22 protein-coding genes are annotated in these 23,806 nt (G+C 67.8%); 6 read left to right on the top strand and 16 right to left on the bottom strand.

Translation table 11 applies throughout. The features are described 5' to 3' along the window. The first annotated feature begins 5 nt into the window (after positions 1–5). Both H6717_16960 and H6717_16955 read left to right on the top strand, forming a co-directional pair. Positions 6–1,934, top strand: coding sequence for a fumarate reductase/succinate dehydrogenase flavoprotein subunit (locus H6717_16960; protein ID MCB9578721.1), 1,929 nt, complete (start codon positions 6–8; stop codon positions 1,932–1,934). A gap of 11 nt (positions 1,935–1,945) precedes the next feature. Next, complete coding sequence (locus tag H6717_16955) at positions 1,946–2,719, top strand: succinate dehydrogenase/fumarate reductase iron-sulfur subunit (protein MCB9578720.1); 774 nt, start codon at positions 1,946–1,948, stop codon at positions 2,717–2,719. 32 nt (positions 2,720–2,751) lie between these two features. On the opposite strand, the gene H6717_16950 is transcribed toward H6717_16955, so the two are convergent. The 7 genes from H6717_16950 to H6717_16920 all read right to left on the bottom strand — a co-directional run bounded on the left by H6717_16950 (position 2,752) and on the right by H6717_16920 (position 7,750). Then, a complete protein-coding gene (locus H6717_16950) occupies positions 2,752–4,428 on the bottom strand; it encodes a mechanosensitive ion channel (protein MCB9578719.1) in 1,677 nt (558 codons plus the stop codon). A 164-nt stretch (positions 4,429–4,592) separates the two neighbouring features. Then, positions 4,593–4,952: an antibiotic biosynthesis monooxygenase gene (locus H6717_16945; GenBank protein ID MCB9578718.1), complete on the bottom strand. Its 360-nt coding sequence runs from the start codon at positions 4,950–4,952 to the stop codon at positions 4,593–4,595. Between the two features lie 43 nt (positions 4,953–4,995). Continuing rightward, complete coding sequence (locus tag H6717_16940; protein ID MCB9578717.1) at positions 4,996–5,304, bottom strand: TerB family tellurite resistance protein; 309 nt, start codon at positions 5,302–5,304, stop codon at positions 4,996–4,998. Positions 5,305–5,342: 38 nt separating this feature from the next. Continuing rightward, positions 5,343–5,807, bottom strand: coding sequence for a periplasmic heavy metal sensor (locus H6717_16935; GenBank protein ID MCB9578716.1), 465 nt, complete (start codon positions 5,805–5,807; stop codon positions 5,343–5,345). Next, the gene (locus H6717_16930; GenBank protein MCB9578715.1) at positions 5,804–6,250 is read right to left on the bottom strand and encodes a hypothetical protein; all 447 of its coding nucleotides are present in this window, start codon (positions 6,248–6,250) and stop codon (positions 5,804–5,806) included. Before H6717_16930 ends, H6717_16935 begins: the two co-directional genes overlap by 4 nt. Next, entirely contained in the window at positions 6,247–6,831 is a 585-nt protein-coding gene (locus H6717_16925; GenBank protein ID MCB9578714.1) for a sigma-70 family RNA polymerase sigma factor, read from the bottom strand. Before H6717_16925 ends, H6717_16930 begins: the two co-directional genes overlap by 4 nt. A gap of 118 nt (positions 6,832–6,949) precedes the next feature. Beyond that, complete coding sequence (locus tag H6717_16920) at positions 6,950–7,750, bottom strand: crotonase/enoyl-CoA hydratase family protein (GenBank protein MCB9578713.1); 801 nt, start codon at positions 7,748–7,750, stop codon at positions 6,950–6,952. A 43-nt stretch (positions 7,751–7,793) separates the two neighbouring features. Here H6717_16920 and H6717_16915 point away from each other — a divergent pair, with 43 nt between their 5' ends. Next, positions 7,794–9,068, top strand: coding sequence for an FAD-dependent oxidoreductase (locus tag H6717_16915; protein ID MCB9578712.1), 1,275 nt, complete (start codon positions 7,794–7,796; stop codon positions 9,066–9,068). Here the strand turns inward: H6717_16915 and H6717_16910 are convergent. Continuing rightward, entirely contained in the window at positions 9,065–12,859 is a 3,795-nt protein-coding gene (locus H6717_16910) for a protein kinase (protein MCB9578711.1), read from the bottom strand. The genes H6717_16915 and H6717_16910 overlap by 4 nt on opposite strands. 37 nt (positions 12,860–12,896) lie before the next feature. On the opposite strand from H6717_16910, the gene H6717_16905 reads away from it, so the two are divergent. Beyond that, complete coding sequence (locus H6717_16905; protein MCB9578710.1) at positions 12,897–13,652, top strand: SDR family NAD(P)-dependent oxidoreductase; 756 nt, start codon at positions 12,897–12,899, stop codon at positions 13,650–13,652. A 3-nt stretch (positions 13,653–13,655) separates the two neighbouring features. Here H6717_16905 and H6717_16900 read toward each other — a convergent pair whose 3' ends face one another. Continuing rightward, positions 13,656–14,267: an alpha/beta fold hydrolase gene (locus tag H6717_16900; GenBank protein ID MCB9578709.1), complete on the bottom strand. Its 612-nt coding sequence runs from the start codon at positions 14,265–14,267 to the stop codon at positions 13,656–13,658. A gap of 111 nt (positions 14,268–14,378) precedes the next feature. On the opposite strand from H6717_16900, the gene H6717_16895 reads away from it, so the two are divergent. Beyond that, on the top strand, positions 14,379–15,791 hold the full coding sequence (locus H6717_16895; protein ID MCB9578708.1) for an MATE family efflux transporter: 1,413 nt from the start codon (positions 14,379–14,381) through the stop codon (positions 15,789–15,791). Next, on the top strand, positions 15,784–16,416 hold the full coding sequence (locus tag H6717_16890) for a CoA pyrophosphatase (protein ID MCB9578707.1): 633 nt from the start codon (positions 15,784–15,786) through the stop codon (positions 16,414–16,416). The genes H6717_16895 and H6717_16890 overlap by 8 nt, the downstream gene beginning before the upstream one ends. Here H6717_16890 and H6717_16885 read toward each other — a convergent pair. The 7 genes from H6717_16885 to H6717_16855 form a co-directional block, all read right to left on the bottom strand. Continuing rightward, the gene (locus H6717_16885; protein ID MCB9578706.1) at positions 16,410–17,096 is read right to left on the bottom strand and encodes a hypothetical protein; all 687 of its coding nucleotides are present in this window, start codon (positions 17,094–17,096) and stop codon (positions 16,410–16,412) included. The two genes, H6717_16890 and H6717_16885, sit on opposite strands and share 7 nt — an antisense overlap. Positions 17,097–17,141: 45 nt before the next feature. Continuing rightward, a complete protein-coding gene (locus H6717_16880; protein MCB9578705.1) occupies positions 17,142–17,747 on the bottom strand; it encodes a DUF938 domain-containing protein in 606 nt (201 codons plus the stop codon). Between the two features lie 2 nt (positions 17,748–17,749). Continuing rightward, positions 17,750–18,859, bottom strand: a complete 1,110-nt coding sequence (locus H6717_16875) for an osmoprotectant NAGGN system M42 family peptidase (GenBank protein MCB9578704.1) — start codon at positions 18,857–18,859, stop codon at positions 17,750–17,752. Position 18,860: 1 nt separating this feature from the next. Next, the gene (gene ngg / locus H6717_16870; protein MCB9578703.1) at positions 18,861–20,606 is read right to left on the bottom strand and encodes an N-acetylglutaminylglutamine synthetase; all 1,746 of its coding nucleotides are present in this window, start codon (positions 20,604–20,606) and stop codon (positions 18,861–18,863) included. A gap of 10 nt (positions 20,607–20,616) precedes the next feature. Then, positions 20,617–22,389, bottom strand: coding sequence for an N-acetylglutaminylglutamine amidotransferase (locus tag H6717_16865; GenBank protein ID MCB9578702.1), 1,773 nt, complete (start codon positions 22,387–22,389; stop codon positions 20,617–20,619). Between the two features lie 144 nt (positions 22,390–22,533). Continuing rightward, positions 22,534–23,289, bottom strand: coding sequence for a dienelactone hydrolase family protein (locus H6717_16860; protein ID MCB9578701.1), 756 nt, complete (start codon positions 23,287–23,289; stop codon positions 22,534–22,536). Further along, positions 23,286–23,561, bottom strand: coding sequence for a hypothetical protein (locus tag H6717_16855; protein MCB9578700.1), 276 nt, complete (start codon positions 23,559–23,561; stop codon positions 23,286–23,288). Before H6717_16855 ends, H6717_16860 begins: the two co-directional genes overlap by 4 nt. Between the last annotated feature and the right edge of the window lie 245 nt (positions 23,562–23,806).

Here is a 23,806-nt window from a genome sequence, read left to right as displayed (position 1 = left end):
TAGCCATGGAGCTTCGATCCAACGCACCCACCGGCCCGATCGAGACCCGCTGGGACCGTCATCGCTTCGCGATGAAGCTGGTGAATCCGTCCAACCGCCGCAAGCACAAGATCATCGTCGTCGGTTCCGGCCTCGCTGGCGGCGCCGGTGCGGCGTCCCTCGGCGAAATGGGCTACCACGTGGAGTGCTTCTGCTATCAGGACAGCCCCCGACGCGCCCATAGCATCGCCGCCCAGGGCGGCATCAACTCCGCCAAGAACTACCCCAACGACGGCGACAGCATCTACCGCCTGTTCTACGACACGGTGAAGGGCGGAGACTTCCGCTCCCGCGAGTCGAACGTGTACCGGCTGGCCCAGGTCAGCGTGAACATCATCGACCAGTGCGTGGCCCAGGGCGTGCCTTTCGCGCGCGAATACGGCGGCCTGCTCGACAACCGCTCGTTCGGCGGCGCGCAGGTGTCGCGCACCTTCTATGCGCGGGGCCAGACCGGTCAGCAGCTGTTGCTGGGTGCCTACCAAGCGCTGTCCCGTCAGATCGAGGCGGGGACCGTGAAGATGCACTCGCGCCACGAGATGCTGGAGCTGATCGTGGTCGACGGCGTGGCTCGTGGCATCGTCACGCGCAACCTGATCACCGGAGAAATCGAGCCGCACCTGGCGGACGTCGTCGTGCTCGCCACCGGTGGCTACGGCAACGTCTTCTTCCTCTCCACGAACGCCAAGGGCTGCAACGTCACTGCCGCCTGGCGCGCCCATCGCCACGGCGCTCTGTTCGCCAACCCCTGCTACACGCAGATCCACCCCACCTGCATCCCGCCCAGCGGGGACTACCAGTCCAAGCTCACGCTGATGAGCGAGTCCTTGCGCAACGACGGCCGCGTCTGGGTGCCCAAGAAGGCCGACGACTGCGAGAAGGACCCGAACGCGATCTCGGAAAAGGACCGAGACTACTACCTGGAGCGGATGTACCCGAGCTTCGGCAACCTGGTTCCGCGGGACATCGCGTCGCGTCGCGCCAAGGAGGTTTGCGACGAAGGCCGCGGCGTCGGCCCCAAGGTGGATGGAGTGCGTCGCGGTGTGTACCTGGACTTCCGCGACGCGATCAAGCGCCTGGGCAAGAAGGTCGTGGAGGAGCGCTACGGTAACCTGTTCGAGATGTACGAGCGCATCACCGGGGAGAACCCCTACAAGGTGCCGATGCGCATCTACCCGGCGTCGCACTACACGATGGGCGGCCTGTGGGTGGACTACAACCTGATGACCACCATTCCGGGGCTGTTCGCCGCCGGGGAGGCGAACTTCAGCGATCATGGCGCCAACCGCTTGGGCGCCAGCGCCCTGATGCAGGGCCTCGCCGACGGCTACTTCGTGCTGCCCTACACCCTGGGCAACTACCTGGCCCAGGCGAAGCTCGCCAAGGTGGACGAAGAGCACGCCGAGGTGAAGAAGGCGGTAACCGGCGTGGAGGAGCGTATCGAGAAGCTCATGTCCGTGGGTGGCGAGCGCAGTCCCGATTCCTTCCACCGGGAGCTTGGCAGCATCATCACGGAGTACTGCGGCATGGCTCGCACGGCGGAGGGGCTCAAGACCGCGCTGGAGAAGATCCCGGCGCTGCGGGACGAGTTCTGGAAGAACCTGAAGGTCGTCGGCGAGGGCGAAAGCCTGAACCAGACGCTGGAAAAGGCGGGCAGAGTCGCCGATTTCATGGAGCTCGCGGAGTTGATGTGCCGGGACGCCCTGGCCCGCGACGAATCGTGCGGCTGTCACTTCCGGCCGGAGCACACCACGGAAGAGGGTGAGGCCAAGCGTGACGACGAGAACTTCCAGTACGTGGCTGCCTGGGAGTTCAAGGGCGTGGGTCAAGAGCCCGCGCTGCACAAGGAAATGCTCGAGTTCGAGTTCGTGAAGCCGACGCAGAGGAGCTACAAGTAATGGCCAAGTCGATGAACCTCGTGCTCAACGTTTGGCGCCAGGCCGGGCCCAACCAGCCCGGCCAGTTCGAGCGCTACGAGGCGAAGGACATCAACGACCACATGTCGTTCCTCGAGATGTTGGACGTCGTGAACGAGAATCTCCTGGCCGAAGGCAAGGAGCCCATCGCTTTCGACCACGATTGTCGGGAAGGCATTTGCGGCATGTGCGGCGTGGTCATCAACGGTCGCGCCCACGGGCCGCAGGGCGCCACCACGACCTGCCAGCTGCACATGCGGCACTTCAACGACGGCGACGAGATCACCCTCGAGCCCTGGCGCGCCGACGGCTTCCCGGTGGTCAAGGACCTGGTGGTGGATCGCAGCGCGTTCGATCGCATCATCCAGGCGGGCGGCTACGTCTCCGTGCGCACCGGAGCCGCCCGGGACGCCAACGAGATCCCGATCCCCAAGAAGGACGCGGATCGGGCCATGGACGCGGCGCAGTGCATCGGCTGCGGCGCCTGCGTGGCCGCCTGTCCCAATGCCTCGGCGATGCTGTTCGTGGCCGCCAAGGTGGCCCACCTCGGCCTCTTGCCCCAGGGCCAGCCGGAGCGCTACGACCGCGTGCGCAAGATGGTCGGGCAGATGGACGCCGAGGGATTCGGCCACTGCACCAACCACTACGAGTGCATGGCCGCCTGTCCCAAGGGCATCGACGTCGAGTTCATCGCACGGATGAACCGCGACCTGATCAAGGCGATGGTCACCTCTCGCGACGACGTGGCGCCGCGGAAGAAGGGCTGAGGCGCGCGGCGTGAAGCCGCGCGCCTCGTCGCTCAGTCCCGCTTTCGGCGCGAGTACTCGTCGTTCAGGATTCGCCCGGCGACCTCGCGCCCGCCCAAACCGAAGGCCAGCGCTGCCGCGAGGCACACACTGCCCAGAATGAGCGCGAAGGCGATCGCGATGAGCTGTCGCCCCACGCCGAGTTGCTCGAGGGCCATCATCGCGGCAAAGGCCACGATGGCGACGTGCGCCACGTTACCCATCGCCTTGAGCAAGCGGTCCTTGCTGCTCTTGGTCAGGTCGTCCACCCGCGCGTGGCTCCAGCGCCCGGCCCACAAGCCCGCGCCGATCAGGACCACGGCGACGAGCACGTTGGGCAAGAACGCGAGCAGACCGTCGAGTAGTCGCGCGAGTCCCTTGAGGCCCATGGTGCCCAGCGCTTGCCTCAGGAACAGAAGCACGATCACCGCCATCACCAGCATGCCTGCGATGTCCGCGGGCGTGTCGAGCCCGCCCTTGGCCAGGAGCTCGTCCTCGCCTTGCTGGGCCTCGCCTTGCTTTGGTTGGTGCAGGCGACGGTCCACCAAGGCCTTCGAGTCCTGCTCCTGACGCTTGGCCGCGTCCGACACCTGCCGGAACAGGCCAATGTGGACCATCAGCGTGTTGAAGCCCATGGCCGCCAAGAGATGCGCCGCGACGTTGCCGGCGATGCGCGCCACGACGACACCGACGGCCATCAGCACGCCTCCGACCAAGAGCTTGGGCAAGTACACGTAAATGCGCTCGAGCATCATGCTGAGGGGCGCGCTGATCTCCTCGATCTGCAGGCGGCCGACCGCGCTGATCGCGAAGTGCAACAACACGAACGCCATCACGATGGCGCCGAGGATGCTGCTCAGGCTGTGCTCCTGGGTGATACGTCCAAAGCCCAAACGAGCCACCGCGCGATCCACGCCGACGCGCGCGAGGATTCCGCTCACCACGGCGCGTGCCATGCGAGCCAGCACGTAGCCGGCGACGAGCAGCACGGAGGCGGCAGCGACGCGAGGCAGGTAGGTAGTGATGGTCGCGAAGGCGGTGGACAGAGGGCCGGCGAGCACGCCGATCTTCAGCGCCTCGAGCACGGGGATGGCCGTTACCAGAAGCACGAACCAATAGGCGATGTCTCCCACGGTCTCGGTGACGGGGGTCTCGCGAGACTTCTTTTTCTTCTTCTTGCCGGTCTCTTCTGGTTGCTCCTTCCCCGCCTCTCCGGTCAAGCGGACCATTCTTTCTTCGAAGCCGACCTTGTCGAGGGCCGCCACGATGAGCTTGCGAACCCCGGTCGCCAGCAGGAACCCGCCGAAGCCGACGATCACGGCCTTCAGCAAATTGGGAACGGCGCCGGCGACGCCATCGAGCACGGTCACCAGAGGAGACGTGACGGCAGAGATGCCGAGGTAGCTGAAAAACGCTACAGCCACGAACAAGAGCAACAGGTAGTAGACCACCTTGGACACCGTGCGCTCGATGCGCGAGCCGCTGTCGCCACCGGTCTCGTAACCGAGGGCATCGGCAACGCGGTCATCTACTGTCGTCTTCTTGAGCGCGGCGAAGACCGTCTTGGATATGACGTACGCCACGAGCCAGCCCAGCACCAGTATTGCCAGTGCCACGCCAACTCTCGGCAGCTGGGTCGAAGTCGTATGCCACACGTCTTGCATCCACGGAGCTTTCGCCCACTGGGGCATGGAGCCCTCCTTTCCGTGCGAAGGCGGCCGCGAATGGGCGACGAAGCGTCTAGGGACAACCACTGCACCGAGACGCACCCGAGCCCGAGCTTCGACGACTCCCCCGCCGACGAAGCCTCACAGTGCAAGAACGCGCGCGTCGAGACAACCCCCGGCGGGCGTGCTCAGTCCGTGTCCAGGTCGGTGCTGGTCACGATCTCGTGGATCTCCAGCACGTTCTCTCCGGCGAACATCTCCCGCGGTGCGCGGTTCTTGTGCGCTTCCGCGAAGGCGGGGCTCTTGGTCCAGGCCACGAAGTCCTCGAAGCTTCGCCACCAGGTCTTGACCTCGTAGTAGCCCTGCTTGTCCGGATCTTCGCTCCACGTTCCCGTGGCGTGATCCAACTTCATGGCCTTGGGTCGATGGACCTCGTTGCGGACGAAGCCCGGGGCCTGGTCCACCAGATGGACGCGCTTCTTGAAACGATCCTCGAAGTCGATCTCGTGACCTTGGGCGACCGGAATGCGATTGGTGACGACGAACATCGCCGGAAACATCGTGCACCCCGGCGAAAAGCGCAAGCCGGGGTCAACCGATGCCAAGCGCCTGCGCGATGCGCTGCACCGCTTCGAGCTCGTGGGGGCTCAGCTTGCCGTCGATGAGCGCGGCTTCCGTCAGGTCGTCGACCAGCGCGCGCTTCTCGCGTTCTGTCATGGCGGCGACGATGTGCTCGGCCTCGTCCCAACCCTCGAGCTCGATCACGCGCTGGCGCTCGTCCTCGCTCAGGCCGAAGCCGACCATGGCACGGTGCAGGAACTCGCGCTCCTGCGCGGTCATGATGCCGTCGGCCACCAACACCTTGGAGATCAACAGGCAGCGCGCGACCTTCGGTTCCATCTCGAGATTATCCGCGGCGCGCGCGGGTGCCGCAATACTCAGCGGCCGCCCTGGGCGCGCTTGCGCATCGCACTTCGGATTTTCGCCTGCATTTTCCGGAGCGCCACCACGAGCTTGGCTTGCTGCTTCGGCGTGATGAGCTTGGCGATCTCGTCGAATTCCTTGTCGCGAACCGAGCGCAGCTTCTTGTCCGCGTCCCGGTAGCCTTTGATCGCGTTCTTGTAGGCGTTCTGGTCGTTGCTGTCCGCCGCCAGCAGCGCCTTCAGCGTGCGTTGTTTCTCACGCATGTCCTTCTGGGCCGCCTGGCGCTGGGGCTCGTACTTGTCGAGGACCTTTTCGACCTGCTTGGCCTTGGCGTCGTCCAGGCCCACGTGCTTCTTCAGCACGTCCGTGCGCAGCTCCTTGATGCGCGCTTCCACCTTCGCGCGGTTTGGTTGAGCGAAGGCCGTCGGGGTGGCCAGCGCGACGCACAAACCCAAAACCAAAGAATGAAACCTCGTCATCCGCTCTCTCCCAAGACGGACTCGGTGGCCGCCAACCAAGCGTCCACGTCGTCGTCGCTGGTGGGGCCATCCAGCGGCGACAGAATGCCGTCGTTCGCCGACTCCCCGAAACCAAAGTCGTCTACTCCTGCGACTGCCGGCTCGCTCCGCTCGGGCGCCGGGCGCGCGACGGGCGCTTCGCTCGGGCTCGCGCTCGCCGGCGTGCTCGCCACCGGTGTGGGCTTGAGGCTCGCGAACTGTCCCGTCGCCAGCACCACGGCGAAAGCGCCGGCCGCCACCGCCAGCGCGGGAGCCCACAGCTGCGAGAGCCATGAGCGCCGCCCCTGCGAGGGGACTTCGCGAGCCCGTGCCGAAAGTCGCGTCAGCGTCGGTCCCGATGCGTCGTCGGCCGTGCGATCGAACAGCGCCCTGAGGCGTGCTTCGTCGTCGCGTTCTGTCGTCATGTTGCCTCCGGTTCGGCATCGACCAGGTCGGAAAGCTGAGTGCGTAGCTCTTTCATCGCCAAGTGCACGAGCACTCGCGCGGAGCCTTCAGTGGTGCCCACGGCCTCGGCGATCTCCGCGTAGCTCATGCCGCCATCCAGGCGCAGCAGCGCGGCAGAGCGGCGCTTCTTGGGCAGCTTGGAGAGCGCGTCGCGCACGCGATTCGCAGCGCGGTGGGCGCCCACCATGCTGATGGGCCCCGCCAGGGACTCCGGCGGATCCGCGGCCTCTTCCCGCACCCGGCGGCGACGCTCGCCGCGGAGCAAGGTGTGGGCTTGGCGCACCGCGTAGGCCGCCAAGAAGGCCTTGAGGCTCGTGCCCGGGGTGTAGCGGCCGAGGCGCTGGAAGGCCAAGGTCAGCGCCTCCTGGACTGCGTCTTGAGCCAAGGCGGCGTTGCCGCAGGCGCGAGCCGCGATGCGATACAGCATGGGCAGGTGCGGCTCCACCAGGGTCTGGAAGGCGCGTCCGTCGCCTTCGAGGGCGCGGGCGACGAGCTCATGCTCGAGGCTCGAGGTCGATTCCGAGGGCTCCGAAAGCGCCATGGGGAGAGGGTGATAGGTCGAAGTGCTCATCCTCGAAGCGGTCATGCCGCCCACCCCGAGGCGCGTTAATGCGAGGCTATTTTATCAATGATTCCGTGTGTTTGTTGGTTCGCCGCGGTCACTTCCCGGTGAACTTGGGCGGCCGCTTTTCCATGAAGGCGGCCATCGCTTCCCCCAGATCCTCGGACGACAAGAACGCCGAGTTCCAGGCCGCGACGTAGTCGAGGCCGTCCGCCGCACGGCGACCGGCGCCGAAATCGAGCACCTTCTTCACGCCCCGGACCGTGAGCGGAGCGTTCGCGGCGATCTCTTGGGCCAAGGCGCGGGCGCCTTCGAGCAGCGCGTCCCGGTCGGGGAACACGTCGTTGACGAGCCCGATCTCCTTCGCCCGTTCGGCGCTCACGTCCTTGCCGGTGAAGCACAGCTCCCGCGTGTGGCCTTGGCCGATGATGCCGGGCAAGCGCTGCAGGCTGCCGAGATCCGCCACGATGGCGATCTTGGTCTCGCGCACGCTGAGCTTCGCGTCGGCGCTGGCCAGACGAATGTCGCAAGCGCTCGCGAGATCCACGCCGCCGCCAATGCACCAGCCGTGGATGGCACACACCACCGGTACCGGGCACGCGGCTATCGCGTCGAGATCCCGCTGCAGCAGCTCGATGCGACGGAGCAACTTCATGCGCGTGGCCGCGCCGCCGCCGGCGAAAGCGTCGCCGAGCTCGCTGGCCGCGGCCGGCAGATCCAGGCCGTAGCTGAAGTGCTTGTTCCGTGACGAGACGATCACGGCGCGGATCTCCGTGTCCGCCGAAAGCTCGCGGAAGGCGTTGCCCAGCTCGTCGAAGAAGCGCGGGGGCATGGTCGGCAAGAGCAGCTCGACGTGGGCGACGTGCTCGTCTCGGCTGACGGCCAGGGTCTCGGTCATCGCTGGGCCTCCGGGGCAGAAGTGGATAGGCTCTCGATACTCCATGCGCGTCGACGTTGCCATCGTTGGAGCCGGCACCTCGGGTGCGGCAGCGGCCCTTGCTCTCGCGCGGCGCGGGCTGCGGGTCGCGTGTCTGGAACGGCGGCCGCTGTCCCAGGCCGGTGCGCGTTGGGTGAACGGCGTGCCGCGCTGGATGTTCGAGGCCGCCGGGGTGGACCCGCCGGAGGGGGACGAGCTCCGGGGTGAGGGCCACGCGTTCCACCTGGTGGCGGGCTTCGACGGCGAGCGCATCGTGATCCGCGACCACGAGACGCTGGACGTGGACATGCGCCACCTGGTCAGCCGCTTGCAGCGGCTGGCGCGGGAAGCGGGAGCGGAGCTCGTTGGCGACGCGCACGTGCAAGGACTCTCGGGACGGCGTCTTTCCACGACCCGGGGCGAGTTCGAGGCGGACGTGTTCGTGGACGCCGCGGGCATGGCCGGTCCGAACCTGGGCGGCGCGCCGCGCATTCACAAGCACGATTTGTGCGTGGCGGCGCAGGAGGTGCGTGCCGTCACGGATCGGGCCATGGCAGAGGCGTGGTTTCGCGAGCGTGGCGCCGAGCCCGGCGACACGCTGTGCTTCACCGGCGTCGCCGGCGGCTACTCCATCGTCAACGCTCGCCTCGATCACGAGGGCATCAGCTTGCTCACCGGCAGCATTCCGGGGCTCGGTTACCCTTCCGGGCGGGTGTTGCTCGAGCGCTTCGTCGCGGAGCACTCGTTCGTGGGCAAGGCGTTGTTCGGCGGCGCGCGGGCCATTCCGTTGGGAAGAGCTCGCCCGCGGCTGGCCATGGGCCGCGTCGCCCTGCTCGGGGACTCGGCGCTGCAGGTCTTCTCCGCCCATGGCTCCGGCATCGGCTCGGGGATGGTGGCGGCGCGAGTGCTGGCAGACCGCGTCGCCGCGGGTGGATCGGATCTACACGCGTATTCCGTAGCCTGGCATCGGGAGCACGGAGGCGTGCTCGCGGCGTACGACGTCTTTCGACGCTTCTCGCAGACGCTGTCGGTGAGCGACATCGAGCGGCTGATGCGCGCGGGACTGATGGACGTTTCGAGCGCCCTGGCGGCCTTGTCCCAAAAAATGCCGGCGCCGCCCGCGGTCACGCGGTGGCCGCGGCTGGTCACGGGGCTCGTGAAGGAGCGCGGCCTCGCGGCGCGGCTGCTGCGCGTGGCGCCGCGCTTGGGCCTGGCGCTGAGCCTGTACGCCCGCTATCCGGAGCGCGAGAAGGACGTGCAGGCCTGGCAGCGTCGCGTGGCGCGGCTTTTGGACGTCTAGCGCCGGTACAGCTCGAGGGTGCGCGCGTTGTGGGGGATGCGCTCGAGGAACGTCGCCCGTAGCGTCGCATCGCTGATGCGGGCGGCTCGCGCCAAGAGACGCTCGTGTGCTTCGGCGATGGCGACGCTCGCCCGGGCGGTGTCGCCGCGGCGTTGCAGGATCTCCACCAGCACCAGGCGCGCCGCGGTTTCGTCTTCCCCCAGCGCGCGATCCGCGTCGAACGCCGCGACCGCGGCCTGCGCCAAGTCGAGCGCTTCGTCGAGCTCGCCTCGCGCGGCGTGCGCCCGGGCGAGGGCGGCCTGGGCCATGGGCAGCACCGAGCGCTCGCCGGCGGCTTCGATCGCGCTCTGCCCGTGCGCCACGGCGGCGTCAAGATCGCCGAGCTCGACGCAAATGCCGGCCAGGTAGGTGTGACAGGCCGAGGCGAGGGTCGGGGCTTCCAGCGCTTCCGCGGCTTCCGCGGCGCGTTGCTCCACGCGGCGCGCTTCCTCCAGCCGGCCGGCGCAGGCCAGGGTGTAGCCCAGATTGTGCTCCGCGTAGGCGACGGTGCGAACGATGCCCAGTCCCGCCGCGGTGCTCGCGGCCGCGCGGAGCAGCTCTTCGGCGCGGGCAAAGTCGCCGAGCTCGGTCAATCCGTAGCCGAGATTCATGCCCATCAAGCAGGTCATGCGCGCATCCTGGCGGCGTTCGTGAGCGGCCAGGGCCTGCTCGGTCTCCTGCACGTAGCGCACGGGATCTCCAGCGCAGTGTGCGAGCAGCGCCTGCGTTCCGTGCCACCAAGCGCCAACGCGCGGATCCGCCATCGCCGGTGGCTCGCCGGCGCGAAGGAGCACGTCACGCACGCGCCCGTGGGGAACGCCTTCCAGGGCGCTGCCGCAGGCGTGCAGGATGGTGATGGCCTTCGTCAGCTCCGCATCCGGGGCGGGGGGAGTCGCGATGGCCAGCTCGATCATCTCCAGGCAATCGTCGAAGCGGGCCAGGGTAGCCGCGGCGAGCGCGGTTTCGCGCACCGCTTCGAACCACACGCGAGATCCGACGGGCAAGAGGTCTCGCGCCTCGCGCGCGCGGAGGGACGCCTCTTCCGAACGGCTCAACCATCTCAGGGCTTGCGCCTCGACCCAGCGCAGGGCGCCGGCCAGGGCCGGCTCCGGCGAGCATGCCATCGCGGTTTCGACCGCCCTCAGCACGCCGGCGTAGTCGTTGCCGGCCAGGGCACGCTCGGCACCCTGGAGGTAATAGCCGGCTGCGCGTTCGCCTTCTCCCGCTTCCCGAAAGTGAAAGGCCACCGTCCATTCGTCGGCGCCGGCGTCCGCCGCCAGGTGCAGCGCGGCCAGCCGGTGTCCGAGCTTGCGATCCGCGTCCGTCAGCAATGCATAGGCCGCCTGCCGCACCAGAGCATGACGAAACACGAGCTCGTCCGTGCCTTCGAGCAGCTCGCGCTCCACCAAGCTGTGGAGCACGCTGGCCGTGCGCACGTCCGGGTCCAGCAGCGCCTCCACCCCGCTGGCCGTGAAGCGTTCACCGAACACCGATGCGGCGCGGAGCACGCGCCGTTCGGTGGCGTCCAAGTCGTCCAGCCGCGCTTGCACCATGCCCAACACGGACTCGGGGATTTGCTCGTGGCCCTGCGCCGCCGCGCGGATGAGCTCCTCGAGGGCAAAGGCATTGCCCTCGGAGCGCGCGACCAGCGCGGCCACCACGTGCGCGTCCACTTCGTCGCCCAGCGCGGTCCGCACCAGGCGCTGTGCCGCGCGATTGGCCAGTGGAGCGAGCGGAATTCGAATCGGCGAGCGCGCCGCCCACGGCTCCGTCGGGTGCGGCCGCGAGAGTCCGAGCACGAGCAGCGGCGCGTCCGCCAGCCGCGCCAGCAGCGCATCGACTACGTCGATGCTCGGGACGTCGCCCCAGCTCAGGTCGTCGAACACCAACAGCAGCGGGCGCGCCCGCGTCTCGGCGGCGAACCAGTCCGCGAAGGCGCGCTTGATGGCGTCGTTCATCAGCCGCGCATCGGCCCGCGCGGCGGCGAGCCAAGGGCGATCGGCGTCCTCCAGCGGCGCCCGCAGCACTTCGCACACGAAGGCAACAGCGCGATCCCGCTCCCGGGGATCCGCGAGCCACGGCGCCAGACGCTCCTGGATTTTTTGTCGCTGCAGCGCGGAAACGTCCCGCTCGCCGATGCCGGCACTCTGACGCACGAGTCGCGACAGGAGCTGATACGGCGATCCGGCACTGACGGAGTCCGCTCGCGCAAAGCACACCTCCCAGCTCGGAGAGAGACGCGCGCACAGCTCGAGGGCGAGCCGCGACTTTCCAGAGCCGGCGTCCCCCACGACCAGCGCGGCCTTGGCCCGCGCGTCCTCGGCGCACGCCTCGGCGGCGGCGAGCAGAGTGGACAGCTCGGCGCTGCGTCCGACGAAGGGGCTCTCGCGGCCGAGGAGCTTGCGGGACACGTCGAGCTCGTTCCTCTCTTCGCCCAGGGAAGCGCCGTCGGCATCGCGCCGCAGCCGGAAGTGCTCGGCGACGAGGCTCGCTGTGGTGTCGTCCAGGCGAATGGCGCCGGGGCTCGCGCGCCGGAGCGCCTCCACGCCCCGATCGATGACCACGCCGACGGGCGTCTGTGCGGACACCACGCCGAAGCCGGTGGCGAGCGCCACCTCCGCGCTGGGACGTTCGCTCTTGATGGCGAGGGCGCAGCGCGCCGCCTTCACGGCGCCGTCTCGGGGATTGCCGCGCGCCGAGATCACCGCGAGCAGCGAGCCGTTGGCGAGGACGTGGACCTCCGACGCCAAGGTGCTCACGGTTTCCAGCAATGGGTCCACGGTCGAAGCCACGCCGCTGTCGTCCACGGTGGCGTCCGGGTCCCGAAAGCCGCGCGCGAGCACGATGGACAGCACGCGCTGCTCGCGGTCGGTGAGACCGGGGGGCAGCGTGCTCGGCACGCGGCGGGGCAGAAGCTCCACGTCACCAAGATCCGCGAGATCTCGTGCCACGGCGGCGCCGTCGCGGGGGCGGGCGTCGGGTTCCTTGCTCATCATGCGCGCGACGAGGCGGTCCAGCGCGAGGGGCACGTCGCTCCGCAGCGTGGTCACTCGCGGCGGTTCTTCCAAGAGCAGCTTGGCCAGGACCGCGGTGCGCTCGCCCGCGGCGAACGCGCGCGCTCCGGTCAGGCACTCGTAGAGCACGCAGCCCAGTGAAAAGACGTCGGCCCGCGCGTCCACGCCGGCCCTGGCCAGTGCCTGCTCCGGCGCGATGTACGACCAGGTCCCGACGATCGAACCCGGCTCGGTCACGTCGTCCTCGCGGATCAGGCGCCGCGCGATGCCGAAGTCCAACACCACCACTCGCCTCGGCTCGCCGTCCACCAGGAACAGATTGCTCGGCTTCACGTCACGGTGGACGATGCCCTGGCCGTGCGCGAGGGCCAGGGCGTCGGCGACGCGACGAGTCAGGGCGACCGCTTCCGCCGGCGGCAGGAGCCCCGCCCGCAGCCGCTCCGAGAGCGCCTCTCCGTCGAGCCACTCCATGGCGATGTAGGGGCCTTCCGGCGCGGTGCCGTGACTCACGTAGCCCACGATGGCCGGGTGCCGAAGGCTCGACAGCACCGCCGCCTCCCGCTTGAACCGTTCGTCTCCCAGGTCGAAGGCTCGCTCCAGCACCTTCACGGCCACGGGCTCGCCGCGCGCTTCGTCGAGGGCGCGATACACCGTGCCCATGCCCCCGCGGGCCACCACGCGCTCGATGCGGAATCGATCCTGAATGAGGGAGCCGGGCTTCACCGGTACTCGGATCATCCAGCCACTTCCATCCAGTGTCGAGGCCAAGCGTGATATGCCCCAGGCCGTGAACGATCTTTCGAGGTGGAAGGGGCGGGTCGCGCTGGTGACCGGCGCGTCCTCCGGCATCGGGCGCGCAGTCGCCGAACGCTTGGCGCAGGCCGGCATGAAGGTGGCGGTGGCGGCTCGTCGAACCGAGCGGCTCGAGCCGCTGAGGGCAAGCGGTGACGTGTTGCCCCTCGGGGTGGATTTGCGCCGGGAGGCGGACATCGAGGAGATGTTCGCGCAGATCCGAAAGCGCTGGGATGGCGTCGACGTGCTCGTCAACAACGCGGGCCTCGGTCACCGAGCGCCCCTCTGTAGCGGGAGCACGGAGCACTGGCGCGAGATGCTCGAGGTCAACGTGCTGGCGCTGTGCATCTGCACACGCGAAGCCGTGCGCGACATGCGGCGCCGGGGCGACGCCGGACACGTGATCCACGTTTCGAGCATGGCAGCGCACCGCGTACCGGGGGACAGCGGCGTGTACTCGGCCACGAAGTTCGCGGTTCGAGCGCTGACCGAGGGGCTGCGCCAGGAGCTCCGAGCCGACAAGAGCAAGATCCGCGTCAGCGCCATCAGCCCTGGGTTCGTGGAGACGGAATTCGCGGCGCACTACCACAAGAGCGAGCAAGCCGCGGCCGAGACCTATGGCCGCTACCAAGTGCTGTCCGCGCAGGACATGGCGGACACCGTCGCGTGGGTGCTCGGCGCGCCCGATCACATGCAGGTCCACGACGTGCTCATCCGCCCGCGGGACCAGACCAGTTGAGGCTCAGAGCACTTCGTCCAAGAAGCGATGAATGGCGCCGAGGGCTTCGCGATCGACGTCCTCTTGGGATTCTCCCTGAAGCGCGAGCTGGCGCTTGCCCACCTCCAGGGAATGGCTGCCGCCCTCGATCATGTAGAGCTCGTTCCGGGTCCGCATCTTCTTGCGGACCTTTGCCAATAGCTCCGGGGGGCACAGGCTGTCACGGCTGCCCTGGACGAAGAGGATGGGCTTGTCCAGAGCGAGCAGGACCTCGTCCCGGAGCTTTTGCGTCTTGCCCATGCCCTTCAGCGGGTAGCCCAGGCAAATGACGGCGCGGACTCGTTCCGCGATGGCGTCCTGGGCGCTGGCGACGTGGCAACCGACGCGGGAGCCCATGCTCTTGCCGATCAACACCAGCGGAGATCGCTTACCCCGGGTCGCTTCGGTGATCGCCTGCTGGTGGGCGAGCATCAAGGCGGGCAAGGGGTCTGGCCGCCGCTTTCCGGCGGCCATGTAGGGGTAGTCGAAGGTCTCCACCTGGCCCAGCTCCTCCAGGTAGCCCTTCCACCGCTGCATCCAAGCCGAAGCGCTCGGCGCGCCGGCACCGTGGGCGAACACGAAGAGGGGGCGAGCCATGGCCTTGGAGCGTCTTCCGGTTTCGCGGTGGGGTCGAGTCAAAACCCGCACCTGGGAAGGCGCCCGAAGTTTGCGGCGTTGCCACGGTGAGGCCAAACTGCCGCCCTCCGAATGGACTGTCCCGTGCAGGCCACCCTGACCCACGACCCCGCCCTTGCCCCTGCCAGCCCTTCCGCTTCGGAGGAGCTGTCGCTGCTGGTGCGGCTGGCCGTCCCCTTGGCGGCCGCCAACCTGGGCCAGACGCTGATTGGCGCCGTCGACACGGCAGTGGTCGGACGTCTGGGCACGGTGGAGCTCGGTGCCGCGGGCCTCGGCAACTCCGTCTTCTTCACGGTTACCGTGCTCGGCATGGGCGTGATGCTCGGCCTCGATCCGCTGATCGCCCAGGCGGTCGGAGCCAACGAGCCCACCCGCGCGCGCCGCACGTTGTGGCAAGGCGTGTGGCTCGCTCTCGGCCTCGGCGTTCCGCTGTGCGTGGCGGTCGTCTTGCTCGGTTCCCTGCTCGAGCGTTTCGGCATCGACGCGGCCACCGCTGAGCACACGCGAGACTACGTGTACGCTCGCGTGTGGGGCCTCGCTCCGTTCCTCGTGTTCGTGGCTTTGCGGGGCTACCTCCAAGCGGTCAGCAGCACCCGCCCGGTGGTCGTCGCGGTGGTGGTGGCCAACGTGATCAATCTGCCGCTGTCCTGGGCGTTGGTGTTCGGGGATGCGGGGCTGACCTCCCTTGGCCTTCCCGCTCTGGGCGTGCCTCGGATGGGAGTGGCGGGGGCCGCGTGGGCGAGCACGCTGTGCACGCTGCTGCAAATGGCGGTGCTCGCGGTGGGCGTGCGGCGGCTGACCCGTGGTGCCGAGCACGGCGTACGGCGCCCAGTGGCGCCCCTGATGAAGAAGGCGCTGCTTCTCGGCACGCCCATCGGGCTTCAGCTCTTGGCGGAGTTCGGCGTGTTCAGCCTGGTGAACGTGCTGATGGGCAACCTGGATGCACGCTCCCTGGCGGCGCATCAGGTGGCCATCACCATCGCCAGCGCGACGTTCATGGTGCCCGTGGGCATCGGCGCCGCCACCAGCGTTCGCGTGGGGCAGGCGGTGGGGCGAGCGGACATCACGGGTACGCGCCGCGCGGGGGTGACGGGCATCGCCGTGGGCATGGCGTTCATGGTGTGCGCCGCTACGGCGTTCTTGCTGCTGCCGCGGCTCTTGGCCGGGATCATCACGGACGAGATCGACGTGATCGAAGCCGTCGTACCGTTGCTGTTCGTCGCGGCCGTGTTCCAACTCTCGGACGGCGTCCAGGCCGTCGCCGCCGGAGCCCTGCGCGGTGCCGGTGACACGCGCTTCCCCCTGCTTGCCAACCTGGGCGGACACTACCTCGTCGGTCTGCCCCTGGGCGTCGCCCTCGGCTTCGGTCTGGGCTTGGGTGCTCGCGGGTTGTGGTGGGGTCTGTCTGCCGGTCTCACCTGCGTCGCCGTCGCGTTGGCGCTACGCTTCTGGCACGCCAGCAGCCGACCCATTGCCCGTGCTTGAGCTGTCCGCGGACCTGGTGCGCCGGGCGTTGACCGGCCCAGCACCGTTCTCCGTGCCCGCCGCGGATGGCCCGCTCTCGCCCGCGGCCATCGTCGTGCCCGTGGTGTTCGAGGGGGACGCTTCCGCCTGGGTCGTGGTGCGCTCGGAGGCGCTTGCCGAGCACGCCGGCGAGCTCGGCTTTCCGGGGGGCAAGCCCGAAGCCGAAGACGCATCGCTGTCGGCTGCGGCGCTTCGCGAGCTCGCGGAAGAAACCGGAGTCTCGCGATCGTCTCTGCTCGGCGCGCTCACGCCCGTGCCGGTGGTCACGGGGCGCTATCTGATTCATCCCTTCGTGGCCGAGGTCAGCGGCGAGCCCACGTTGTCCGGAGAGATCGCCGAGCTGCTCCGGGTGCCCATCGAGCCCTGGATCGACGGGCGCTTACCCATTGCAGCGGCGATGACCCGCTGGCGCGGCGCCGAGTTCTTGCTGCCCCACTTCGAGATCGGCCGCCACGTGCTGTACGGAGCCAGCGCCTGCGTCTTCTACGACCTCTTGTTCCGCGTCGCGAGTGCTCTGGGGCGCACTCTGCCGCCGCTGCGCGAGGTGGCGGAGCCGCCGTGGCGTGGTCGCTACGACGATCAGTGATAGAGCACGGTCATCGACAGGGTCAGCGCCCGGGTCGTCACCGTGAGGTCCGTGTCCTTCGAGCTGTCCGTGGTCACGGTGGTCATGAAGCGCAGAGAAGGCCCAATGGACCACTCGTCCCCGACCCAGAAGTCGTTGCCGACCCACACCGCGCCACCGAACCCGTTCGATTCCCGCTTCTCGTCCGTCGCGTCCAGCTTCGAGAACTGAACGCCCACGATGCCCAGCGTGCCACCCACGTGAAAGCCGCGCTTCGGGTCCGGAAACCCATCCACGAAGGGTCCAATCAGCGCGACGCCCACGTTGGGGTCGACACCGGTGCCCCGGCCGTCGATCTCGATCTCGGTGGAGGGCAATGCGTGGAACAAGAACGCGCCGCCGATCGCGAAGCCTTCGCTGGGCGAGCCGCCGACCAGCGCCTCCATTGAAAAGTCGAAGCCGCTGGTGCTGGCGTCCGCCCCGAAGCGATCGTCCTTCAGCTTCAGCCAATGGGGTCCGGTCCCGATCCCCGCGCGGAAATAGAAGCCGTCGTGCACGTGGTAGCTCCGTGGCACTGCAGGGGGCGGAGCCGGGGTACTGACGTCGATGCTCGACGCCAGGTCGTTCGGTTGCTCCACGGCCTGAGCCGCCGTGCCAAAGAGAAGGACGAACGCCGCCGGTACAATCGCTCGAAGCTTCATGGCTCCGGGCCTAGCACGCTCGCCCGCACGCGGCGAGCCGCGGCGTCACCCGCGCTGGAAGACGACAACGTGGTTGTTTGCGGGCATTTCCACGATCCGCGTCCGAGAGAAGCCGCGCTCCGCGAAGATCGCCGTGACGTCCGACAGGTCGCGGACGCCCCACTCCGGATCTCGCGCGCGTAGTGAGGCGTCAAAGGCCTCGTTGCTCGGAGCCGTGAAGGCTCCGTCGAAGCGAAACGGCCCGTACAGCACCAAGAGCCCGCCCGGCGGCAGCACGCGAGCTGCGCCACGTCCCAGGCCCACGCACGCGCTCCACGGTGCGATGTGGATCATGTTGATGCACACCACGGCGTCCGCTCGAGCCACGGGCCAAGAGTCCTCCCGCGCGTCGAGCGCCACGGGGGAGCGCACATTTGCGAGCCCCGCTTCTGCTCGATGCGCGTCCACGCTGGCGCGGGCGGCGGGGTCGGCGTCGCTCGGCTGCAAGTCCCAGTCGGGCAGCGCGCGAGCGAAGTGAACCACGTGCTCTCCACTGCCACTGGCGATCTCCAAGAGCAGGGGACGCCGGCCTTCCGGTACGACGAGCAGCTCCGCGAGCACACTCAGGATGGGCTCGCGATTGCGCAGGGCGGCGGGAGCGTGACGCTTCACGTTCAATCGGGCTGGTAGGGAAAGCCTTCGAGGGGACCGAGCTCGAGACGGTCGCGCTTGAAGGTCGGCGAGCTCTGCACGTACAGCGTCAAGAGCTCTGCCAGCGACTTCAGCGCTTCCAGGTGGGTGCGCTCGTAACCGTGCGAGCAGTCCGCCCCGAAGGCGACCAGAGCGAAGCGCAGATCGTTTCCGGCCTCCACCGCGGAAGCGGCGTCGCAGCGGTAATACTTGAACACGTCGCGTTGATGCTCCACGCCAAACTCGCGGCACAGACCCAGCAGCTTGTGCGTCAGGTGGTAGTCGAAGGGACCGCTGGAGTCCCCCATGCCGATGGTCACACCACGTTCCCGAGAGTTCTGTCCCGGTGCCGGCGTGGCGTTGTCCACCGCGACCATTTCCGCCACGTCGCCGTGAAGCACCGCGGAGGCGCCGGTTCCGACTTCCTCCGAGATGGTGAACAGTAGCGAGCAGTCCGTGGCCACGTCTGCGCCGGCGTCGAGCACGGCCTTGGCGGCGGCCAACATCGCTGCGACGCCCGCCTTGTCGTCCAAGTGGCGCGAGTTGATGAACCCTTCGTTGAACTCCGGCTGGGGATCGATGGCAACGAAGTCTCCGATGTTGTAGCCGAAGGCCGCGAGCTCTTCCGCCGAGGTACAGAAGTCGTCGGTACGGATTTCGACGTTCTCCCAGGTCACCGGTTGAGTATCGATCTCCGTGTTGAAGGTGTGGCCAGACGCCTTCAGCGGTAGGATGGTCCCGCGCTTAGACCCGTGGTTGTCGGTGAAGACGGTGACCCGGGCCCCCTCCGCGAAGCGCGACGACCAGGTTCCGATGGGCACGACCTCCAGCCGGCCGTTGTTCTTGAGGTTCTTCACCATCGCCCCCAAGGTGTCCAGATGGCTCACGATGGCGCGGGCGGGGGAGCGTTGCTTGCCGACCAGCTTGGCGCGGATGGCGCCGCGGCGAGTCAGCTCGAAAGGAATACCGAGCCTCTCGAGCTCTTCACCCACGTGGTGGACGATGCGGTCCGTGTAGCCACTTGGGCTGGGTATGGCGAGCAGGGCGAAGAGGGTGTCGAGCATGTATTCGGAATCGATCGGAAGTCGCTTCATCTCACGTCGCAGTCTGCGGGAAGAGCAAGTCCACGAAGCGCTCCGCAGTGGGTTGCGGCTCGTGGTTGGCCAGCCCTGGCCGTTCGTTGGCTTCGATGATCCAATAGCGGGGTTCGTCCGTGGCCGGAACGATGAAGTCTAGACCCACGACCGGAATGTCCAGGGCTTCCGCGGCTCGTACCGCGGCCTGAATCAAGCGCGGGTGCAGCTCCGCCGTGACGTCGTGAATGGTGCCGCCGCCGTGGAGATTGGCGGCTTTTCTCACCCGCAGCGGCTTTCCGGGCGGCAACACGCTGTCCAGGTCGTAGCCCGCCGCCGCCACACAACGCTCCGTCTCGGCGTCGAGCGGAATACGGCTCTCGCCGCCGGTCGCCGCGGCCCGTCGGCGGCTCTGCTTCTCGATCAACTGCCGGATGGTGTGCTCACCGGTACCGGTGACCTCGGGGGGCCGGCGGATGGCGGCGGCGACGACGTGAGCGTCGATCACGATGATTCTAAGATCTTCTCCCGCCACCATCTCTTCGAGGATCACTGCGCTGCCGCTGGTGGCCGCCCCCTCGATGGCCCGAGCGAGCTCTTCCCCCGTGCGCACGTCGACGGACACGCCGGCGCCTTGCTCACCCCGAGCGGGCTTGACCACGATGCGACCGTACAGCTCGAGGAACTTCTGGTCGTCCTCCGGCGTGCCCGCTTCGCGCTGCGCTGGCACGTTCAGGCCGGCGGATTGCAGCACACGTCGCGTCACGCGCTTGTCGTCGCAGCGGCTCATGGCCACGGCGCTCGTCAGCTCGCTCAGCGACTCGCGGCAGACGACGGTACGGCCACCGAAAGACAGGGCGAAGTACCCTGCTTCCACGTCCAGCACGTCGACGGCGATGCCGCGTCTCTGGGCCTCCCGCACGATGATGGACGCGTAGGGGTTGAGCCCCGCCGTTGGCGGGTCCGCGATGAACAACGGCTCGTTGATGGGGTTCTTGCGCTTGACGCAAAAGACGGGGACTCGGCAGAAGCCGAGCTTTTCATACAGGCGAATCGCCTGCTTGTTGTCGTGCATCACGGACAGGTCCAAGAAGGATCTGCCGCGAGCGATGTAGTGCTCGAGCAGGTGCGTGACCAGCGCCTGACCCACACCGGGGTGCGTCGTCTGCGGGTCGACCGCCAAGGCCCACAGGCTCGAGCCGTTCTCCCGGTCGCCGAAGGCTTCCACGTGATCCACGCCGGTCACGGTCCCGATGATCTCCCCGCTGGCGGTGTCCTCGGCCACCAGGTAGGTCAGCTCCCGTGAGAGCCGCCGCGACCAGATGAACTCCGGGTCCACCGGAACCATGTGCCGGCGCGAGTAGACGCGCCCGGTCGCCGCCGCGTCCGAGCGATCTTGCAGGCGTCGCACGACGAACCCCTGTGGCTGTGCGGTGGGCGGCCGAAACTGTTCGAGATACATCCGGAACGTGTGCGACGGATCCAAGAACAGCTCGTGCGGCGCAATGGACAGCACCACGTGCGGATCCGCCAGATAGAGCGCGATGTCCCGGCGTCCGCTGCGTTCTTCCCGCAGCGTGTCGGCGATCTCTTCGTTGGACTCGAAGGTGTGACCGAAGATCAGGCGACCCCAGCCGCATTCCAGGGCCACGTTCCGTGCGTGGCGAGCGGCGGCTTGGGGCGGGTGCTTCCACGCCGCCAACGTCGGCGAGTGATCGCGATCGATGCGATGGCTGAATGCCGCTCGACGGCGGCGCTGTGTGGCCATGCTGTTCCCCTCAAAGACCGTTTGCGTTCAACCACAGCTCCAAGAGCGCGATTTGCCACAGCTTGGAGCCTCTCAGAGGCGTGATGTGCTGCTCTGGTGCCGACAAGAGCTCGTCTACGTAGGCGGGCTGAAAGATGCCGCGCTGCCGCGCGCGAGCCCCGGTTACCGCGTCGCGTACCAGCTCCAAGAACGGCCCGCGGAGGTACTTGAGCGCGGGCACGGGGAAGTAGCCCTTGGGGCGGTCGATGACGGCGGCGGGGATCACCTTGCGGGCGGCCTCCTTCAGCACGTGCTTGCCGCCTTGCTCCACCTTCATTTCCGCGGGGACGCGAGCAGCGAGATCCACCACGTCGTGATCCAAGAATGGCACGCGCGCTTCGAGCCCCCAGGCCATGGTCATGTTGTCCACTCGCTTCACCGGATCGTCCACCAGCATCACCGTGGTGTCGATGCGTAGCGCCTTGTCGATCGGTCGCGGCGCGCCGGGCATGGCGAAATGGCGCTCTACGAACGCGCGGCTTTCGTCCGCCGCAAGATGCTCCGGCGAGACGGCGCGCGCCATCTCCGCGTGGTTCCGGTCGAAGAACACGGCCGCGTAGTCGTCCACGGGCGTCGTGCTCTCGAGCAGCGGCGGATACCAGTGGTAACCCGCGAAGATCTCGTCGGCGCCCTGTCCACTCTGGACCACCTTGACGTGCTTCTTCACTTCCTCCGAGAGGAGGAAGAAGCCGATGTTGTCATGGCTCACCATCGGCTCGCTCATGGCATCGATACAGTGCGAGAGGTTGGGCAGGGCGCGGCCGGAGTCCACGAAGATCTTGTGGTGCACCGTGCCGAAGTGCTTGGCCACGATGTCCGAGTACACGAACTCGTCGCCGCGCTCGTCGCCTACGGTCTCGAACCCGATGGAGAAGGTTTCGAGCTGGTGCTGCCCGGCTTCCGCCAGGAGCCCCACGACCAAGCTCGAGTCGAGCCCACCCGAGAGCAGAACGCCCACGGGTACGTCGGCGACCAAGCGTCGCTTCACTGCCCGGCGCAGGACGTCGATCACCCGCTCTTGCCACTCGTCGAAGCCGAGGCCTTCCTCGTCCTTGCGAGCTTCGAACAGCGGCTGCCAGTAGCTTCGCTGCTTTTGCGTGCCGTCCGGCTCGACGACGAGGGTAGTAGCCGGAGGAAGCTTGCGGACCCCCTTCAAGATGGTGTGCGGGGCGGGCACCACCGCGTGGAACGACATGTAGTGGTGGAGCGCGACGGGATCGATGTTGGTGTCCACGCCACCGGCGTGCACCAAGGCGGGCAGGGAAGACGCAAAGCGCAACGCGCCTTCGACCTCCGCGAGATACAGGGGCTTGATACCCAGGCGATCTCGCGCCATCAGAACGCGCCCGCTGTCCCGCTCCACGATGGCAAACGCGAACATTCCGTAGAGCCTCTCCACGAAGCCCTCACCCCAGCAGTGGTATGCCTTGAGCAACACTTCCGTGTCGCCGGTGGAGAAGAAGCGATAACCCTTCTGCGTGAGCGCTTCACGGAGCTCTGGGTAGTTGTAGATCGCGCCGTTGTAGACGATCGACAAGCCGAGGTCCGCGTCCACCATCGGCTGCCGTGCGTGGTCCGATAGATCGATGATCTTCAGGCGACGATGACCGAGCGCGACGTTCCCGTACGCACTCACACCGCTCGCATCCGGTCCGCGGGGTGCGAGTCGATCCATCATGGCGCTGACGGCGCCGACGTCTGCCGCTTCGCCGTCGAAGCGAATCTCTCCACAAATGCCGCACACGACCGGGGGATCCTCTCTGGCTGTCGCCTCCGGAAGAATCGCGGCGAAATGCCGCTGCGGTCGCGTGACGTGCCCAGATTTCGTCCGATGCGACCGAAGACTTGGCTATAGCAATCCACCTGGCGACTGTCCACCCTGCCAGGGTCAGCTCCCGAGCAGTGCCCAGAGCTCGCGACGCATCAGCGGTGACACACCGTGGCCGACGCCGGCAAAGCCGCGCAGCTCCGCGTGGTAACCCGCATCGCGGAGCGCCTGCACGCCGAGTCGGGCTGGGCCGATCGGTACGCGGGGATCGTCCTCACCGTGCAAGGCGATCACGATGGGGAGCTTCCGTGCTGCGTCCCCCCGCAAAGGCCAGAGCGGTCTAGGGAGCGTGCCACCGAGGGGATACGCCGCCGAGTAGAGCTCCGGGCGTAGTGCCGCCAGCGCGAAGCTCAGCATGCCGCCCTGTGAGAAGCCCGTGACGACGACCTTGGACGTGGGAGCGCGCTTGGAGAGCACTTCCGTCGCGCGGGCGACGCCGACCGCCGCAGCGCGGATGCCGGCGGAGAGCTCGTCTGCAGAAGCGTCGTCGCGGTAGTCGAACCAGGAGAATCCGTCCGCGAAGGGTTTGGGTGCGCTGATCAGTGCCAGCCGCGCGGGCTGCGAATAGCCCGAGAACAGGCCCGCAAAGCTCTCGGGGCGGTCGCCGAGGCCGTGCAGCGCCACGATCAGCAAAACCGCGTCCGTCGGCTTCGCCCCACCGGTGTAGCGGACCAAGACGCGAAGCCCGGCAGCTTCTTGCCAGCTCGGCGCGAGCGACGTCGGGGCCTTCGAGGTCGTCTTGGGCGTGGGGCTGGGTGCCGGGCGGTCGTCGCAGCCGACGGCCAGCACGGCCAGCAATGGGAGCCAGCGCCTCACGGCTTGTCTGGATGTGCCCACGGATCGGTGATGTCGACCCACACGATGCCGTCGTCGATGGGTCGTGACTGCCAGGGATCGATAATCACCATTTGCAGCGCCTCGGGTTGGTTCCAGGGATCGACCAGCTCCGTCACCACCGGCGTGCGCCAACCCCGGCCGGCGTCCGCGTTCCATGGATCCACGAGCACGAAGGAGTCCTCCGCCGCTGCCATCCCAGCCCACGACGAAACCGCCGCGATCAAGAGGACGGAGCGAAGGACAGCGTGCATGACGAACCGATGAATAGAGTAGCTTCGCACAGCAATAGAGAAAACCGCGATGGATGAAACCCGCCCCCCCTCGGCGCCGTGAGCCATCCAGTTTCGAGCGATTTCTCCGATGACGGTGCCGTGGCGTTTTGGTTGCCAAACGGCTAAAGTGTGAGGTCGCGCTCCATGACACGCTCCACGCTTTCTTCCGCCCTGCTCGTCTGTCTCGTTGCGCTGCCTGTCGGAGCCTGCGGCTCCGCGAGCGC

Source organism: Polyangiaceae bacterium (assembly GCA_020633235.1).
Taxonomy (GTDB): domain Bacteria; phylum Myxococcota_A; class Polyangia; order Polyangiales; family Polyangiaceae; genus JACKEA01.
The sequence above is the reverse complement of the archived record's forward strand: the minus strand, read 5'-3'. Positions and strand labels throughout refer to the sequence as shown.

Bases quoted from the DNA above. Each gene is read 5' to 3' on its own strand.
- H6717_16960 (MCB9578721.1), top strand. From the start codon at position 6: ATGGAGCTTCGATCCAACGCACCCACCGGCCCGATCGAGACCCGCTGG.
- H6717_16955 (MCB9578720.1), top strand. From the start codon at position 1,946: ATGAACCTCGTGCTCAACGTTTGGCGCCAGGCCGGGCCCAACCAGCCC.
- H6717_16950 (MCB9578719.1), bottom strand. From the start codon at position 4,428: ATGCCCCAGTGGGCGAAAGCTCCGTGGATGCAAGACGTGTGGCATACG.
- H6717_16945 (MCB9578718.1), bottom strand. From the start codon at position 4,952: ATGTTCGTCGTCACCAATCGCATTCCGGTCGCCCAAGGTCACGAGATC.
- H6717_16940 (MCB9578717.1), bottom strand. From the start codon at position 5,304: ATGGAACCGAAGGTCGCGCGCTGCCTGTTGATCTCCAAGGTGTTGGTG.
- H6717_16935 (MCB9578716.1), bottom strand. From the start codon at position 5,807: ATGACGAGGTTTCATTCTTTGGTTTTGGGTTTGTGCGTCGCGCTGGCC.
- H6717_16930 (MCB9578715.1), bottom strand. From the start codon at position 6,250: ATGACGACAGAACGCGACGACGAAGCACGCCTCAGGGCGCTGTTCGAT.
- H6717_16925 (MCB9578714.1), bottom strand. From the start codon at position 6,831: ATGGCGCTTTCGGAGCCCTCGGAATCGACCTCGAGCCTCGAGCATGAG.
- H6717_16920 (MCB9578713.1), bottom strand. From the start codon at position 7,750: ATGACCGAGACCCTGGCCGTCAGCCGAGACGAGCACGTCGCCCACGTC.
- H6717_16915 (MCB9578712.1), top strand. From the start codon at position 7,794: ATGCGCGTCGACGTTGCCATCGTTGGAGCCGGCACCTCGGGTGCGGCA.
- H6717_16910 (MCB9578711.1), bottom strand. From the start codon at position 12,859: ATGATCCGAGTACCGGTGAAGCCCGGCTCCCTCATTCAGGATCGATTC.
- H6717_16905 (MCB9578710.1), top strand. From the start codon at position 12,897: ATGCCCCAGGCCGTGAACGATCTTTCGAGGTGGAAGGGGCGGGTCGCG.
- H6717_16900 (MCB9578709.1), bottom strand. From the start codon at position 14,267: ATGGCTCGCCCCCTCTTCGTGTTCGCCCACGGTGCCGGCGCGCCGAGC.
- H6717_16895 (MCB9578708.1), top strand. From the start codon at position 14,379: ATGGACTGTCCCGTGCAGGCCACCCTGACCCACGACCCCGCCCTTGCC.
- H6717_16885 (MCB9578706.1), bottom strand. From the start codon at position 17,096: ATGAAGCTTCGAGCGATTGTACCGGCGGCGTTCGTCCTTCTCTTTGGC.
- H6717_16875 (MCB9578704.1), bottom strand. From the start codon at position 18,859: ATGAAGCGACTTCCGATCGATTCCGAATACATGCTCGACACCCTCTTC.
- ngg (MCB9578703.1), bottom strand. From the start codon at position 20,606: ATGGCCACACAGCGCCGCCGTCGAGCGGCATTCAGCCATCGCATCGAT.
- H6717_16855 (MCB9578700.1), bottom strand. From the start codon at position 23,561: ATGCACGCTGTCCTTCGCTCCGTCCTCTTGATCGCGGCGGTTTCGTCG.